Source organism: Bradyrhizobium diazoefficiens USDA 110, from assembly GCF_000011365.1.
Taxonomy (GTDB): Bacteria; Pseudomonadota; Alphaproteobacteria; order Rhizobiales; family Xanthobacteraceae; genus Bradyrhizobium; species Bradyrhizobium diazoefficiens.
Map to the genome: position 1 here is coordinate 4,265,058 of NC_004463.1, position 16,357 is coordinate 4,281,414.

At 64.5% G+C, this 16,357-nt stretch carries 14 protein-coding genes and 1 pseudogene; 11 read left to right on the forward strand and 4 right to left on the reverse strand.

Annotation, left to right across the window (positions count from 1 at the left end; genetic code table 11):
- Positions 1-42 precede the first annotated feature (42 nt).
- On the reverse strand, positions 43-1,284 hold the full coding sequence (locus BJA_RS19060; RefSeq protein WP_011086628.1) for an amidohydrolase family protein: 1,242 nt from the start codon (positions 1,282-1,284) through the stop codon (positions 43-45).
- Between the two features lie 142 nt (positions 1,285-1,426).
- On the opposite strand from BJA_RS19060, the gene BJA_RS19065 reads away from it, so the two are divergent.
- A complete protein-coding gene (locus BJA_RS19065) occupies positions 1,427-1,846 on the forward strand; it encodes a nuclear transport factor 2 family protein (RefSeq protein WP_028170906.1) in 420 nt (139 codons plus the stop codon).
- A gap of 174 nt (positions 1,847-2,020) precedes the next feature.
- Positions 2,021-2,929 (forward strand): amino acid ABC transporter substrate-binding protein, encoded by a 909-nt coding sequence (locus BJA_RS19070; protein ID WP_011086630.1) that lies wholly within the window; start codon positions 2,021-2,023, stop codon positions 2,927-2,929.
- 67 nt (positions 2,930-2,996) lie between these two features.
- On the opposite strand, the pseudogene BJA_RS19075 reads toward BJA_RS19070, so the two are convergent.
- Positions 2,997-4,232 (reverse strand): annotated as a pseudogene (locus tag BJA_RS19075) (MFS transporter); the annotation flags it as partial.
- An 83-nt stretch (positions 4,233-4,315) separates the two neighbouring features.
- Here BJA_RS19075 and BJA_RS19080 point away from each other — a divergent pair.
- Genes BJA_RS19080 through BJA_RS19095 form a run of 4 tightly spaced genes read left to right on the forward strand, consistent with a single transcriptional unit; the run spans position 4,316 to position 7,918 of the window.
- Entirely contained in the window at positions 4,316-4,801 is a 486-nt protein-coding gene (locus BJA_RS19080) for a MarR family winged helix-turn-helix transcriptional regulator (protein WP_038966268.1), read from the forward strand.
- 2 nt (positions 4,802-4,803) lie between these two features.
- Positions 4,804-6,852, forward strand: a complete 2,049-nt coding sequence (locus BJA_RS19085) for an FUSC family protein (protein WP_011086633.1) — start codon at positions 4,804-4,806, stop codon at positions 6,850-6,852.
- Positions 6,849-7,055, forward strand: a complete 207-nt coding sequence (locus BJA_RS19090; protein ID WP_011086634.1) for a DUF1656 domain-containing protein — start codon at positions 6,849-6,851, stop codon at positions 7,053-7,055. The genes BJA_RS19085 and BJA_RS19090 overlap by 4 nt, the downstream gene beginning before the upstream one ends.
- Complete coding sequence (locus BJA_RS19095) at positions 7,052-7,918, forward strand: efflux RND transporter periplasmic adaptor subunit (protein WP_011086635.1); 867 nt, start codon at positions 7,052-7,054, stop codon at positions 7,916-7,918. Before BJA_RS19090 ends, BJA_RS19095 begins: the two co-directional genes overlap by 4 nt.
- 666 nt (positions 7,919-8,584) lie before the next feature.
- On the opposite strand, the gene BJA_RS19100 is transcribed toward BJA_RS19095, so the two are convergent.
- Both BJA_RS19100 and BJA_RS19105 read right to left on the reverse strand, forming a co-directional pair.
- Positions 8,585-9,796, reverse strand: coding sequence for an acyl-CoA dehydrogenase family protein (locus BJA_RS19100; RefSeq protein ID WP_011086636.1), 1,212 nt, complete (start codon positions 9,794-9,796; stop codon positions 8,585-8,587).
- 55 nt (positions 9,797-9,851) lie between these two features.
- A complete protein-coding gene (locus BJA_RS19105; protein WP_011086637.1) occupies positions 9,852-11,477 on the reverse strand; it encodes a long-chain fatty acid--CoA ligase in 1,626 nt (541 codons plus the stop codon).
- A 174-nt stretch (positions 11,478-11,651) separates the two neighbouring features.
- On the opposite strand from BJA_RS19105, the gene BJA_RS19110 reads away from it, so the two are divergent.
- From BJA_RS19110 to BJA_RS19130, 5 genes are all read left to right on the forward strand, one after another.
- Complete coding sequence (locus BJA_RS19110) at positions 11,652-13,511, forward strand: flavin-containing monooxygenase (RefSeq protein ID WP_011086638.1); 1,860 nt, start codon at positions 11,652-11,654, stop codon at positions 13,509-13,511.
- Positions 13,512-13,516: 5 nt separating this feature from the next.
- Positions 13,517-14,320, forward strand: a complete 804-nt coding sequence (locus BJA_RS19115) for a shikimate dehydrogenase family protein (RefSeq protein WP_011086639.1) — start codon at positions 13,517-13,519, stop codon at positions 14,318-14,320.
- 136 nt (positions 14,321-14,456) lie between these two features.
- Positions 14,457-15,269, forward strand: coding sequence for a lytic murein transglycosylase (locus tag BJA_RS19120; RefSeq protein WP_011086640.1), 813 nt, complete (start codon positions 14,457-14,459; stop codon positions 15,267-15,269).
- A 198-nt stretch (positions 15,270-15,467) separates the two neighbouring features.
- Positions 15,468-15,689 carry a hypothetical protein gene (locus BJA_RS19125; protein ID WP_008137329.1) on the forward strand — a complete coding sequence of 74 codons (222 nt, stop codon included), beginning with the start codon at positions 15,468-15,470 and terminating at the stop codon, positions 15,687-15,689.
- 12 nt (positions 15,690-15,701) lie between these two features.
- Positions 15,702-16,124 (forward strand): hypothetical protein, encoded by a 423-nt coding sequence (locus tag BJA_RS19130; RefSeq protein ID WP_011086641.1) that lies wholly within the window; start codon positions 15,702-15,704, stop codon positions 16,122-16,124.
- The last annotated feature ends 233 nt before the right edge of the window (positions 16,125-16,357 follow it).

Consider the following 16,357-nt stretch of genomic DNA (forward strand, 5'->3'; position numbering starts at 1 on the left):
GGGCCGCGGGGCGGGCGCAAGGCACGGCAAGGCGAGGGCTGCTCAGCGTCCGGGGCTGAACAGAGTGGGCCGCTGCCGCGCAAAAGTCTGCCGGCCAGCCTTGAAGCCCATCATGACATCAGGAAGCTCGGCGATGGCGAAGCGGCTGTCTTGCGTGTCGAGCACGATGAGATCGGCGGGATTGCCGACCTTGATGCCGTAATCGCCGAGGTTCATCAGCCGTGCCGGCAGTTCGGTCACGAGATCGAGGCAGATGTCGAAGTCGCTGACCGAGGCGTGGGCGACGTTGGCGTAGAAATTCGCCATCCGCAGCAGCGAGGCGTCGCCGAACGGCGTGAACGGATTGAGCACGTTGTTGGTCGCGACCGAGCACAACACCCCGTCTCCGGCGAGCTTGTGGGCGAGCGTCAGTCCGCGCGGCGCGTTGTGGGTGGCCTCGCGCCCCATCAAATAGAGATCGGTCGCGGGCAGCACGGTGACGGCAACGCCGGCTTTCGCCAGTTGCGCGGTGGCAGCTTTCAGCGGCTCCGGCGGCAACGCGGAGAGTTTCGTGGCATGACCAACCGCCACGCGTCCCCCGTAGTTGCGCCGCTCGGTTTGCCGGCACACCTCGTCGAGGTGCCACCAGGACGGGTCGAGGTCGAAATCGAGATGGAGATCGACGTCGACGTCGAATTCCTGCGCGAGATTGAAGATGCGCTCGAGGTGAGTATTCGGGTCGGTGTCCATATAGGGACAGCCGCCGATGGTCTCGCCGCCGTCGCGCAGCGCCTGGATCAGCAGGTCCTCAGCTCCGGGGTCGTTGGTCAGGCCCTCCTGCGGAAAGACGCAGAGCGACAGGTCGATCGCCCAGGCATAGTCGCGCTTGAGCGCCTTGACAGCTTCGAAGCCACGCAAGCCGATACGCGGGTCGATCTCGACATGCGTGCGCATGCGCGTCGTGCCGTGCACGATCGCGCGCTCGAGCACGCGGGCGCCGCGCGCATAGACGTCCTCGACCGTAAAGTCCTTTTTCATCCCGGCAACGGCACGGATCGCCTCCGAGACGCTGCCGTGATTGTGCCCGCAGCGGCCGAGCAGGCAGGCCTTGTCGAGGTGGATGTGGGTGTCGACGAAGCCGGGCAGGGCGAGGTGTCCGCCGACATCGACCTCGACGGCCTCGCAGGTCAGCCCTGGCTCGATCGCGGCGATGCGGCCGCCCTTCACGCCGATATCGACGGGTGCGGCGGATGATCGCAACAGCGTGTTCCGGAAGATCAGGTCGAAGGCGGTCTGACTGGTCATGGCACTTGCGGGCGGAATTTAGAGCAATCAGCCGAGATTGGCGGCTCCAGATTGTCGGCAGTCTAGCGAAGGAAATGTTCAAAATATATGCACGGAGTTCGCGGGAGTGGCGTTAGTATTCCGCAAACCCGGGAGAATTAGCATGTCCGTTGCCGCACGAGCCGAAACCGCTCCGTTGTCCGATGCCGCGATTGTGGAAGCCTATCTTACGGCATCGATGATCCCTGATCCCGATGCTGCGGCAGCCTATATGGCGCCGGGTACGGTGATTACCTTCACCGGCGGACGCGAGTTCGATCATCCGCGCGGCCCGACAGGCTTCAACGCCAAGCGCTACCGCTGGGTCAAGAAGAAGATGGACCGATTCGACGTCTGCCCCGGCGATGGCGAAACCATCGTTTATAGCGTCGGCACGCTTTACGGCGAGTGGAAGGACGGTACACCGTTCGAGGGCAACCGTTACATCGATCGCTTCGTGGTGCGGAACGGCAAGATCACCAAAATGGACGTCTGGAACGACAGCGCGGAGCGCATCCTGGTCCAACGGAGCATCGACGCGTAAGGGCTATCTCGGTGCCCGGGCCGAGCCGCTCCGCCGGAGACAACTGCCGCGCGTCATATCGAAAGTCGCGATAGCTGGTAGACGCGGCCTCGTCTGGCGGCTGGCGCATGTCTGGGCTATCACCGCCGCGATCGCGTCTCGACACGAGTCGACGACCCCCTTGAGGAGCAGCCGATGCGCTTACCCACCGTTATCCTGGCCCTGACATGTCTTGCGGGCGCAGCTTCAGCCGAAGACCTGTCGGGCACGCTCCAGAAGGTCAAGGAGACGAAGAAGATCACGCTCGGCTATCAGGAGGCGTCCGTTCCCTTCAGCTATCTGGACGGAAACCAGAAGCCGGTCGGCTTTGCCATGGACATCTGCCTGAAGATCGTCGACGCCGTGAAGAAGCAGCTTGGCATGCCCGACATCGTCGTCGAGACTCTCGCGGTGACGTCGTCGAACCGCATCCCGCTGATGGTCAACGGCACGCTCGACCTGCATTGCTCGGCGACCACCAACAACGCCGACCGCCAGAAGCAGGTCGCCTTCACCAACACGCACTTCCTCAGCGCGACGCGGTTTGCTGCGAAGAAGGCCGCCAAGATCAACACCATCGACGATCTCAAGGGCAAGGCGGTCACGGCAGTGGCCGGGTCGGTCAACCTGACCCAGCTCGCCAAGGTCAACACCGAGCGCACTCTCGGCATCAACATCATGCCGGCCAAGGACCAGGCCGAGGCCTTCCTGCTGCTTGAAACCGATCGCGCCCAGGCCTACGCGCTCGATGACGTCCAGCTCGCGGTCGCGATCGCGCGCTCGAAGGAGCCGGCGCTGTTCATGATCAGCGAAGAAACGTTCTCGAAGCCCGAGCCCTATGGGATCATGCTGCGGCGGGAGGACGCGCCGTTCAAGGCACTCGCCGATCGCGCCACGGCAGAGCTCTACGCAAGCCCGGAGATCGAGGTGCTTTACAGGAAGTGGCTGGAATCGCCGACGCCGCCGAACGGCCTCAACTACAACGTCCCGATGTCGCCGGCCCTGCGCAATGCCTACAAGAAGCCGAGCTCGAGCGCCGATCCGGATGTCTATGTGGTGAACTGAGGCGAGGGTGGTTTTCACCTCTCCCCGCTGGGGAGAGGTGGGCACTGCGAGCTCAGCTTGATCTAAGTTAGCGCGTCCGCGGCGTATCCAGTAACTGGCCGGCCAGCGCCGCGCCGATTGCTGCAATCGCAGCCATCGCCAGCGCCCAGGTCGCGAACAGCCGATGACCGATCAGCGCGCCGCTCAAGAGCGGGGCGCTGATGTTTGCGCCCGACATCAGGGACTGATTGAGGCCCATGATCATGCCCTGGCGGTTGACCGCGGTCGAGCGCGACAATTCCGCGGTCAGCGTGCTGCGGGCGAACATGGTGCCCACGATGATCAGCGTCAGATAGATCGCGAGCAGGCTGACATTGTTGCCGGCCGCCAACCCCGCGAATCCAAGGCCCATGCAGGCGAACGCTGCCATCACGATGGCGCGGTCGGAAGCGATCAGGTTCGCGCGCGCGATCAACAGTCCCTGGACCATCATGTTGATGAAGCCCGCATAGGCGAACATCCAGCCGAGCTCGCGTGCCCCGAAGGGATGCCCGTCCCAGGAGAACCGCGCCGAGAGGAACAGGCCGATCTGCGACAGGAACATCGAATTGACGAAGAAGAAGACGATGAGCAGGCCGAGCAGTCGCCAGGCGTAGCGCATGCCGAGCAGGCTGCGCGTCAGCGTCGGCTCAGGCACGCGATGCTGGTAGAGTGGCTCGGAGGCCGGATGATCGGGCGGGAGCAGGGCGATGGTCGCGAAAATGCTGATCAGCGAGAGCGCCGCCGCAGCCCAGACTGGCGCGGTCTGGCCATAGTGCACGAGGAAGCTCGACAGCGCGGGGCCGAGCAGCAGCCCGGTTCCGATCGCGCCGCTGGTCATGCCGAGCGCCTGCTTGCGCGTTGCCGGCGCGCTGTGCTCGGCGGCGTAGGCGTGAGCGACCGAGATGTTGCCTGATGTCAGGCCGTCGATGATGCGCGCCAGGAACACCATTGTCAGGTTGCCCGCCACTGCCAGCAGCACAAATCCAATGAACGTCCCGATTTGGCTGACCAGCAGGACCTTTCTGCGACCGTAGCGGTCCGAGAGCATGCCGACCACGGGGCCGGCAACGAGCTGGCAAACGGCATAGACCGAGATCAGCGCGCCGAGCTGGAAGGGCGTGGCGCCAAGTCGCTGCGAATAGAATGGCAACAGCGGCAGGATGATTCCCATTCCCGTGGCATCCACGGCTACGACGACGAAGGTCGGGACGAGCGCCAGCGCGCTCTCGCCCGCTATCTCCTCTCGCATCTCAGTCGCGGAACCCGGTCCCATCCTGCGTTGTTCCCGTTCGCATTTGCGTGATCGATCGCGCTACGTCGGGTTATATAGTTGCAGGCTAATAGTTCGTGTCCTATCTAATTTGCATGGCTCCCTCGCAAGGCTTTATCCATGCCGAAATCGGCCGGCTCATCACGCGCCTCGGCAGGATGTGGCGGCGCGAGTCCGATCAGGCCTTGTCCGATCACGGCCTGTCCTATGCGACCGCGATTCCGCTGCTGCTGCTGTCGCACCAGGGTGAGAACGTGCGTCAGGGCGTGCTTGCCGACGAGCTCGGCATCGAGGGGCCATCGCTGGTGCGTCTGATCGACCTGCTCCAGGCCGAAGGCCTGGTGGAGCGCCGCGAGGACCCGACCGACCGGCGTGCCAAAACGCTACATCTGACGAAGGCGGGCGAGGCGAAGGTCGAGGAGACCAATCGCGTGCTGCGTAGGGTGCGGGCAAGCCTGCTCAAGGATATCGGCGCGGATGAACTTGCGATAACCTTCGAGACGCTCCAGCGCATCGAGCAGCGGGCCGGTCGCCTGCATGAAGCCAAGATGTTTGCCAGGACGTTTGCAGAGTCGAAATAGTCATGCGCGCAGACGAGCCGTTCCTGGTCCGCCACGCGGACCTCGTTTTCGCTTTGAAGACGTTCGCCGCGTCGATGCTGGCGCTCGTCATCGCGCTCGCCATGGACCTGCCGCGGCCCTATTGGGCGATGGCGACAGTCTACATCACCTCGCAGCCGCTGGCGGGCGCGACCAGCTCGAAGGCGTTCTTCCGGGTGATGGGCACGCTGGCTGGCGCGGCCATGACGGTCGCGCTGGTGCCGAACCTGATCGATGCGCCGGAACTCCTCTGCCTCGCCATCGCGCTCTGGGTCGGGCTCTGTCTTTATCTCTCGCTGCTCGACGGCACGCCGCGCAGCTACGTCTTCATGCTGGCCGGATACACGGTCGCGCTGATCGGCTTTCCCTCGGTGTCGGAGCCCGGCGCGATCTTTGACACTGCGGTGGCAAGGCTTGAGGAGATCTCGCTGGGTATCATCTGCGCCAGCCTGGTCTCGACCATCGTATTTCCCCGCAGCGTCGCGCCTGCTGTCGCTCACCGGGTCGACGCCTGGCTGGCGGACGCGCGCCGTCTCAGCCAGGTCGTGCTGTTGCGCGAGGGCACCAGCGAAACGCATCGCGCCAAGCGCCTCAAGCTGGCGACCGACATCGTCGAGATCGACACGCTCTCCACCCATCTCGCCTATGACCGGCTGACCGATCGCAATGCGGTGACCGGCCTCGGTGAAATCCGGCTGCGCATGCTGACGCTGTTGCCGGTGATCGCCTCGCTGGAGGACCGGCTGGCGGCGCTCGGCGAGGAGGCCTTGCGGCGGCAACCCGGGCTGAAACGGCTCCTGGAGGATCTCGCGCAATGGATCGCGAGCGATGTCGGCGCGCGCCAGCCGGCCGAGCGAATCCGGGCCGCGATCTCGGGGCAGCAGGCGGTGCTCGACGACGGCGCCGACTGGGAGCGGATCATCACCACCAGCCTGTTGTTGCGGTTGCGCGAGCTGGTCGACCTCTCGCGCGATTGCCGTGCGCTGACCGAGGCGATTGCAGAGAGCCGCAATGTTGCAACGATCGACCTGGCCTTTCATTCCGAGGCCGGTGCCGCGCCCGTCCGCCACCGCGACCGCGGCCTTGCATTGTGGTCGGCGGCCGGCGCGGTCGTGGCCATCCTGATCTGCTGCGCGTTCTGGATCGGGACCGGCTGGCCGGACGGCGCATCGGCGCCGATGATGGCGGCGGTCGCATGTTCGTTCTTCGCCGCGCAAGACGAGCCCGCGCGCTTCATTCGCAGTTTTGGTCGGTGGTCGCTGGTCGCCATCGTCGTCGTTGCGGTCTATCTGTTCGCGGTGGTCCCTGCGATCTCCCATATCGAGGTCCTGGTGGTCGCACTGGCGCCGACCTTTCTGCTCTACGGCTTCTTGATCGGCCGTCCGGCTACGGCGGGAACCGGGACGGCGCTCGCGGCCAACACTGCAACCCTGCTTGCAATCCAGTCGACCTACAGCGCGGACTTTGCGTCCTACGCCAATTCCGCCGTTGCCTTCTTCGTCGGCATCGTCGTCGCCGAGATCGTGACGCGGATCGCGCGCGGCGTCGGCGCGGAATGGATCGCCAATCGCCTGGTGCTGTCGAACTGGAAGTCGATCGCGGTCGCCGCCGAACGGCGCGGCAAGCGCGACCGCGCGGAGTTTGCGGGTCTCATGCTGCACCGGCTCGGGCTTCTGGTGCAGCGTATCGCGTTTCTGTCGGAGAGCGATCGCCGCGATACCGACAGCCTCGTCCAGCTTCGTATCGGGATCAACATCATCGACCTGCGCCGCGCGCGTTACGGGCTTGCGGCATCCACCATTGCCGTCATCGACGACATGCTCGATCGGCTCGCCGTCGCTTGCCGCGGCTACGCGGGCGACGGAATGCCGGCCGAGCTGCTGACCAGCGTCGACCGGGCGCTGGCCCAGGCGGTGAAGGACCCCAATGACAGCGCGCGCGAAGACGCCCTGATCGGCCTCGTCGGCATCAGGCGTGGCTTGTTTCCGGATGCACCGGCCTATCGGCCGCGCGCAGAGAGTGTTGCGGCATGAGATATGTGATCGACATCTACGGCGTGCTCGTGCCGTCGCTGCTGCTGTGGATCATTGTTGCTTACGTCCTCAGCGCGATTCTGCGCCGGCTCATGCAGCGCTTCGACCTCTACCGGCTGGTCTGGCACCGCGCGCTGTTCGATTTTTCGATCTTCGTCTGCCTTCTCGGCGTCGTCGTCTACCTCTCGGAGTATCTTTCATGAAAGGCAATTTCGCCTGGCTCGGCCGCCTCGCGCTGACCGTCATCGTTGTCGTCGCCGCGCTCGCAGTGGGCCGCGAGCTCTGGGTCTACTACATGGAGCAGCCCTGGACCCGCGACGGCCGCGTCCGCGCCGACGTGGTCCAGGTCGCGCCCGACGTGTCCGGATTCGTGACCGAGGTGCTGGTCAAGGACAACCAGAAGGTCCGCCGCGGCGACGTGCTGTTCCGGATCGACCGCGAACGTTTCGCGCTGGCGCTGCGCCAGGCCGAGGCGTCGGTTGCGGGTCATCAGGCGACGCTCGATCAGGCCAATGCCGATCTGAAGCGTTACAACGCGCTGACGACCGACGCGGTGTCGCAGCAGAAGCAGGAGCAGGTTCTCGCCACCCAGCTCCAGGCCAAGGCGGCCTTCGATCAAGCCGTGGCCGATCGCGCGTTGGCGCAGCTCAACCTCGACCGCAGCGAGGTCCATGCCTCCGTGAACGGTGTGATCACCAACATGGACCTGCGCCCCGGCGCCTACGTCACGGCCGGGAAGGGCGTGATGGCGCTGGTCGATACCGACACGCTGCATGTGGAAGGCTACTTCGAGGAGACAAAGCTCGCGCGCATCCGCACCGGTGACAAGGTCCGGGTCCGCCTGATGGGCGAGAAGGTCACGCTGTCAGGCCGCGTCGAGAGCATCGCCGCCGGCATCGAGGACCGCGACCGCGCGGAGGGAGCCAGCATGCTCGCCAACGTCAACCCGACCTTCAGTTGGGTGCGGCTGGCACAGCGTGTCCCGGTGCGCATCGCGCTCGATCCGGTGCCGGAGAACATGTCGCTGGTCGCCGGTCGCTCCGCGACGGTGGAGGTATTGGACTAGCGCAGCGAGCAGATGGATCGCGCCTGGCTTGGGGAAAAGCCGGCAATAAGCGTTTCAATGCCAAATCGTAGGGCTAATCCTGATTCGCGTGTGTGAGTCGGGGGAGCGTATGGGCGTTTGGTTTTTAGTCCTAGCAGCCTGCGTCGTCGGCGCGTTGCTCCTTTTGGCATTCTGCCGATAGGGCCGACTGCGGATGTTCTTGTTGCCGCGAAACATCAGCGAGCCGCTGAATAGCGGTTCCAGACTGATGGTTTTTGACTGTGCATGGATGAGCGCGTTCACTTCCAGCGTTGGAGGCGGACGTGAGTTGGTTGCTTGTGCTTATCATCGCTGCGAGCGCAATGGTGTTGATCGCTCATGCGATTGACGCGATGCGTTCCTGATACTCTTTGAGACCCGGTTTCATCGGTAGTCAAGTAAGCCAAGAGAATGTTCCGCGGCCAGCGAGTGTCAATTTGAGGAACTTGGCCCCGCGAGCCAAGGTTGTCACAGCAGGAGGAATACGATCATGCTTATGTTTTACCTGCCGATCATAATCTTCAACGCAATGCTCGAAGCAATTACGAAGCAGAAGAATGTGCCGGTATCCATCGATGAGCCGCCAAGCTTCGATTAGACTCCGATCTCAATGCGTTGGCTTCGATGCTTGCTGAGGCCAACGTCTCCTCAGGCATTTGAATACTTCTTCAGCTCGAACCGTGCGATCTGGTTCCGGTGTACCTCGTCCGGGCCGTCAGCAAGGCGCAGCAAACGTGCGGTGGCATAGGCCTGAGTCAGGCCGAAATCGTTCGAGGTGCCGCCGCCGCCATGGGCCTGGATCGCCCAGTCGATGACCTGGCAGGCCATGTTGGGCACGGCGACCTTGATCATCGCGATCTCGCTTTTCGCCACCTTGTTGCCGACCGTGTCCATGGCGTAGGCGGCGTTCAGCGTCAGCAGCCGGGCCTGCTCGATCATGATGCGGGCTTCCGCGATGCGCTCCTGCGTCACCGTCTGCTCGGAGACCGGCTTGCCGAAGGCGACGCGGCTGCGCACGCGGCGGCACATCTTTTCCAGCGTGCGCTCGGCAAGGCCAATCAGGCGCATGCAGTGGTGGATGCGGCCGGGGCCGAGGCGCCCCTGCGCGATCTCGAAGCCGCGGCCTTCGCCGAGCAGCATGTTCTCCTTCGGGACGCGCACATTGGTGAAGACGACTTCGGAGGCGCGGTCGGGTACGCCGTAGAAGCCGAACACGGGGAGGGGACGCTTCACCTCGATGCCTGATGTATCCATCGGCACCAGGATCATGGATTGCTGCTTGTGGCGGTCCGGATTGTCAGGATCGGTCTTGCCCATGAAGATGCAGATCTTGCAGCGCGGGTCGGTCGCGTTGGTGGTGTACCATTTGCGCCCGTTGATGACGTAATGGTCGCCGTCGCGCACGATCGAGCTCTCGATGTTGGTCGCGTCGGACGAGGCGACCGCAGGCTCGGTCATGGCGAAGCAGGAGCGGATATCACCCGCGAGCAGCGGCTTCAGCCAGCGCTCCTTGTCCTCTTTCGTGCCGTAGCGCTCCAGCACCTCCATGTTGCCGGTGTCGGGCGCCGAGCAGTTGAACACTTCGGGCGCAAGATGCGAGCGGCCCATCACTTCGCAGAGCGGGGCATATTCGAGATTGGTGAGGCCCGCGCCGTGGCTCGATTCCGGCAGGAACAGGTTCCAGAGGCCTTCCGCGCGCGCGAGCGGCTTCAGTTCTTCGACGACGGGATAGACCTTCCAGGGCCCGAGCTCCTCGGCCTCGCGGTAGAACCGTTCCTCATTGGGATAGATGTGCCGGTCCATGAAGCTTTCGAGCTTGCGCTTGAGCTCGACGACTTTGGGCGACATCGGGTAAAGCATCTTACGTCTCCTTGATCGATGGACGGCGCGGACTTCAGCGTGATCGCGTGCCGCTTCAAGCGACGCGGTATTCCCTGAACTTCTCGCGCAACGCCGATTTGAGCACCTTTCCGGTGCCGGTCATCGGGAATTCGTCCAGAAACTCGACGGCGTCAGGCATCCACCAGCTCGCGATCTTCGGGCGCATGTGGTCGAGCAGCGCCTTGCCGTCAACGGTCGCGCCCTTCTTGCGAACCACGAGGAGCAGGGGGCGCTCCTGCCACTTCTCATGCGCAATCGCGACCACGGCAGCTTGCAGCACGTCGGGATGAGACAAGGCGACGTCCTCGAGCTGGATCGAGGAGATCCACTCGCCGCCGGACTTGATCACGTCCTTGGAGCGGTCGGTCAGCGTGACGTGGCCCTGCGGGTCGATCACGGCCATGTCGCCGGTGATCAGCCAGCCGTCGCGGTCGAGGCCTTCGTCGAGCTTCATATAGCCCGAGGCGACCCAGGGACCACGGGCGCGCAGGTGGCCGACGGTCTTGCCGTCGCGCGGCAGCTCAACGCCGCCGTCGTCGACGATGCGCAAGGCGGTGCCGAAACAGGCCCGGCCCGAGACCTGTCGGCGGTCGAACTTCTCCTTGTCGCTGAGGTGCTCCGAGCCGGGACGCAGGCCCGGCATCGAGCAGCCCAGAGCCTCGGTCATGCCCCAGGCCTGGATGTAGTCGATGTTGTAGTCGCGCTTCAGCTTCTCGACCATGGCGCGCGGCGGGGCCGAGCCCGACGACAGCGTTGCACGCAGGGTGGAGAATCTGTTGCCGGTGCGGCCGAGCCAGTCGAGCAGGATCAGCCAGAAGCTCGGCACCCCCGCCGACAGCGTCACCTTCTCGCCTTCGAGCAGCTCATACAGCTTGTCGGGCTCATAGTTGCGGCCGGGCAGCACCAGCTTCGAGCCGGTATAGGGCGCGGTGAACGGCATATTCCAGCCATTGCCGTGGAACAGCGGCGCCATCGGCATCATCACCTCGCGTACCCCTTCGATGTGTCCCGGAAGGAAGTCGAAATTGCAGCAGGTCATAGTCTGCAGGATCGCGGCGCGGTGCGAATAGATCACGCCCTTGGGATTTCCCGTCGTCCCCGAGGTGTAGCAGATGGTGGAGGCGGATTTTTCGTCGAACTCCGGCCAGGTGAAGCCGGTGTCGTTCTCTCGTCCGAGAAGCTCCTCGTAGCAATGGACGTTTACAAGCTTCGTCTCCGGCATCCGCTCGCGCGAGGACATCACGACGTAAGCCTCGATCGTCTTCAATTGCGGCGCGATCGCCTCGACGATGGGCAGCGTGGCGCGGTCGACGAACAGCAGGCGGTCTTCGGCGTGGTTGATGATGTAGACGAGCTGCTCGGGAAACAGGCGCGGATTGACGGTGTGCAGCACATAGCCCATGCCCGGCGCGGCATAGAACATCTCGAAATGGCGGTGGGTATTCCAGGCCAGCGTGCCGACGCGGTCGCCTTGCTGCATGCCGAGACGCTTCAAGGCCAGCGCCATGCGCTTGATGCGTGGATGAGCGTCCGCATAGGTGTAGCGATGGATGTCGCCCTCGATCTGGCGCGCGACGATCTCCGCCTCGCCGTGATAGTCGGCGGCGTACTGGATCAGGCCGCTGATCAGGAGCGGCATGTCCATCATCAATCCCTGCATCATTTCCTCCGGATCGCCATGTCGTTGCATGGCGCTTGTGATTTGCGCGCGAGGTTACCGGAACGTCACGCGCCGTTCACGCAAAAAACGGCAGACGTGATTGCATGCGTCACTTTTTCAAGGCTAACGTGAGGAGAGCTGCCGGCGAAGCAGCGTCTGTCGTGGAGGAAATGGATGTCAGCGGAAAGACACAAGACCGGCGCAGCCGGCGCACCTACGGTCGATCTTTCCGCACTTCGCGCGCGCTATCGCGACGAGCGCGATCGCCGTCTGCGCGCCGAGGGCAAGGCGCAATATGTCGAGGTATCAGGCGATTTCGGCCGCTATCTCGACGATCCCTGGGCCGATCCCGGATTTGCGCGCGAGGCCGTTAGCGAAGCGACCGAAGTGCTCATCGTCGGCGGCGGCTTTGGCGGTCTGCTCTGCGGCGCGCGCCTGCGCGAGGCCGGCATCGCGGATTTTCGTATCGTGGAAAAGGCCGCCGACTTCGGCGGCACCTGGTACTGGAATCGCTACCCTGGTGCGGCCTGCGATACCGAGAGCTACATCTATCTGCCGCTGCTGGAGGAGACCGGCTACATGCCGGTGCGCAAATATGCGCGGGCGCCGGAGATTTACGAACACTCCCGCCGCATCGGCCGCCACTTCGGCCTGTACGAGCGCGCGCTGTTTCAGACCGTCATCTCGCGCATGGAATGGCGGGAGCAGGAGGCGCGCTGGCTGGTCGAGACCGATCGCGGCGATCGCATCCGCGCGCGGTTCGTCATTCTGGCCGGCGGCCCGCTGAGCCGGCCGAAGCTGCCGGGCATTCCCGGCATCGAGAGCTTTGGGGGACACAGCTTTCACACCAGCCGCTGGGACTACGCCTACACCGGCGGTACGGCTGAAGGCGGTCTCGCCGGCCTTGCCGACAAGCGCGTCGGCATCATCGGCACCGGCGCCACCGCCGTGCAATGCGTGCCGCATCTCGGCCGCTCGGCGAAGGAGCTCTATGTCTTCCAGCGCACGCCGTCGGCGATCGGCGTGCGCGACGACCGGCCGACGGATCAGACCTGGGCGGAGAGCCTCAGGCCCGGCTGGCAGCGCGAGCGCATGGACAATTTCACCGCGGTGATCTCGGGCGAGCCGTTCGAGCAGGATCTGGTCCAGGATGGCTGGACCGGCCTGCTTGGCGAGATCCTGCTCGCGCCGCGCCGCCAGCCGCAGCCGGTGACCTCGCTGGAGGAGGCGTTGAAGGTTATCGAGCAGGCCGACTACCGCAAGATGGAGGAGATCCGCGCGCGCGTCGATGCGGTGGTGAAGGACGAGGCGGCCGCTTCAGCGCTCAAGCCCTGGTACAAGGCGTTCTGCAAGCGGCCGTGCTTCCACGACGAATATCTCGACACCTTCAATCGCCCCAACGTGCATCTCGTCGATACCAAGGGGCAGGGCGTCGAGCGCATCACGGAGAATGCCGTGATCGTCGATGGCAAGGCCTATGAGCTCGACTGCCTGATCTATGCCAGCGGCTTCGAGGTCGGCACCGATTACGCCCGCCGCATGGGCTTCGAGGTCTATGGCCGCGACGGCATGAGCCTGTCCGAGCGCTGGCGCGACGGCGTCAGGACGATGCACGGCTTCTACAGCCGCGGCTTCCCGAACTGCTTCCTGATCGTCACGGTGCAGGCCGGCCAGAGCGCCAACTTCCCGCACATCATCGACGAGCAGTCGCAGCACATCGCCTATGTGATCGATCAGGCGCGCAAGCGCGGCGCCAGAACGCTGGAGCCGACGCTCGCTGCCGAGAACGCCTGGGTCGAGGAGGTCGTGAAAGCCGCGCTCGGCCGTCAGACTTACTTGGCCGAATGCACGCCTGGCTATTACAACAACGAGGGCGTGTTCGATCCGATCGCGGCAAGAAACAGCCAATATTGGCGCGGGCCGGTGGCGTTCCTGCGGCTGCTCGACAAGTGGCGCAAGGAGGGCAACCTGGATGGACTGGAATTGACCTACGGGACGGCCGCGGAGGCGGGCGGCACCCCGGCTCCGGCTTGAGCGGCATGATCCCGGCCCCGTCAGGCGCCACGCGGCTCCACGTCATCGTCGGTGATCCCATCGCGCAGGTGCGCTCGCCCGCGGGCGTGTCAGCCGCCTTCGCCGCACGGGGGCACGACGGTATTCTCGTGCCCGTTCAGGTCGCCCCGGGGGATTTGCCCGACTTCCTCTCGGTGGCGGCGCGATTGAAAAATCTCGACGGCATCGTCGTTACCATCCCGCACAAATTTGCCTGCTACCAGGCCTGCACGAGTGCGACCGATCGGGCGCACTTCCTGCGCACCGTGAACCTGATGCGCCGGCGCGCCGACGGCTCATGGCATGGCGATATGGTGGATGGCCTCGGCTTCGTCGGCGCAGCGCGGGCAAAGGGGATCGATCCCGGCGGCATGCGCGCCCTTCTGGTCGGCGCCGGCGGCGCCGGCTCGGCGATCGCGCTCGCGCTGGTCGAGGCCGGCGTCGGTGAGCTCGCCATTCACGACAGCATGGCCGAGCGCCGCGACGCGCTGATCGGCCGGCTCAATGGGCTCGGCAAAGCGCCGGTGCGGACCGGCACCATGGACCCCGCCGGCTTCGACTTCGTCGCCAATGCGACGCCCGCCGGGATGAAGGACGGCGACCCGCTGCCGGTCGACGTCGCGCGCCTTGCGCCAGCCGCCTATTGCGGCTGCGTCATCACCAGGCCCCAAGTCTCCCCCTTCATCGCCGCGGCTCGCAAGATCGGCTGTGTCACCGGGACCGGTACCGACATGTACCAGCAGCACCAGAGCATCATGGTGGATTTCCTGCTGGGAGCGGAGGCTGGGTGACTTGCGGACGTCGCGACTTGCCGGTGTCAAGAGCTTTGCTTGGATCGATTGGTCCTGTCGGGACTTGAGCGATCGCAACCGACGTAGGATCATGCGCGCGCGCGAGCCGGTCGCGCCCTAAGGAGAGGAACGAGCAATGATCAAGGGCAGGATAGTCGCGACGGCGGTGATTGGCGCGGCCGCGCTGCTTCTCTCTCTGCCTGTGGCCAACGCCGCGCAATGCGGCAGCTCGCCGGCCGGGTTCGAAGGCTGGAAGCGCGAATTCAGCGCAGAGGCGCAGGGCAAGGGCATTGGCCCGACCGCGATCTCGGCCCTGATGCAGACGAACTACGCCAGCGCGACCATCGCAGCCGACCGCGGCCAGCGCAGCTTCTCGCTGTCGCTCGACCAGTTCCTGGCCAAGCGCGGTGCCACCACCATCGTCGCCAAGGGGCGCCAGCTCAAGCAGTCGCAGGCGGCCTTGTTCGCCTCGATCCAGCAGCGCTACGGCGTTCCGCCCGGGCCGCTGATCGCGATCTGGGGCATGGAGACCGGCTTCGGCAGCCAGCGCGGCAACCAGAACATGCTGTCGTCGATCGCGACCCTTGCTTATGACTGCCGTCGCCCCGAGTTCTTCACCGACCAGCTCTATGCCGCGCTGAAGCTGATCGACCGCGGCACCCTGTCGGGCGCGACCCGCGGCTCCATGCACGGCGAGGTCGGCCAGACCCAGTTCATGCCCAAGAACATCCTGGCCTATGGCACCGGCAATCTCGAGGTTGCCGCCAATGCGTTGAACTCGACCGCGAATTTCCTGAAGGCCCATGGCTGGCGTGCGGGAGCCGGTTACCAGCCGGGCGAGCCGAATTTCGCCGCGATCGAGGCCTGGAATGCGGCCGGCGTCTATCAGAAGGCAATTGCGTTGATGGGACGACAGATCGACGAGGGCGGAACGGCCGCCTCGCGCTGACGGGAGCCCCGTTTCAAACGGGGCTCTCGATGCTTGTTTTGATGCGTTTTCTTGACGCGAACCGGCATCCACTTCGCTCGAAAACGCTCTTGCTCAGCAAGGCGTGATGCGCCGGCGCGAGAAAGTTGTTGCTATCAGGAACTGACGGCATGAGGTTTGCTTTGATCAGATTCAGGGCTGGGCATGAGGAGACTCAACATGGCAACCCAGATCGTGATGGACCAGACTGGCGACACACGCCACGAGTTTGATCCTGGCAATGCCGAAGCGCTGGCGCGGGCCGAACAGCGCTTTCGGGAGCTGACCGGAGCCGGCTTCACCGCCGCCTTCCGTACCGGGCCCGGCGAAGTGACCCGTATCAAATCGTTCGACCCGACCGCGCAGGAAACGCTGTTCTATCCCCGCTTGGTCGGCGGTTGATCTGAGCTGCCCATGTTCGCGGCACTCCGGTTCCGCGCGCCAGCGCGTGCTCGTTTGCATGCGCTGCGCGAACTCTACCGTCGCTTCTTCGGCGAGAACACGCCGGATGCGCGCGGCCGTCGGCTTCTGGCCGATTGGCTGTCACCGGCGCAGCGCGCCCAGTTCGAGCAGCACCGGTATTTCGACGTGATCGGCTGCGATACCGGCAAGAGGTATCGCATCCACTACGGCACGGCCGCCAACGTCCACGAAATCGACGACGCCGGCATGGCAACGATGGGATGGTGCTTCGTCCCGACAGGCTTCCTCGTGCCCGGCGACGTGATGCTCGCGCAGAAGATCGCGCTCGAGACGGATGAAAAGTCAGCGCTGGCGCTCGCCAACAGGTTTCCGCCGGCAACGCATTCGGAGCATTTTTACCGGCGGCCGTTCTAGCGCAGGGCGCTCAGGAGTGCGTGGTGCGATAGGCATCCAGCGCATGCGCCGCGAAGACGCCGATGCTGCAAAGGGCGAGGAGGGCGGAGATCAGCTCGATCATAGCTCATCCTCCCGCGGCGGCTGGGCGACGAGATTTTGGCAGCAGGAATAGTCCAGGATCAGATTGAGAAGGAATTGCATGGTGGCCGTCCCTGTATGATTTTGACAACCAGATAACCGGCCATCTGTTT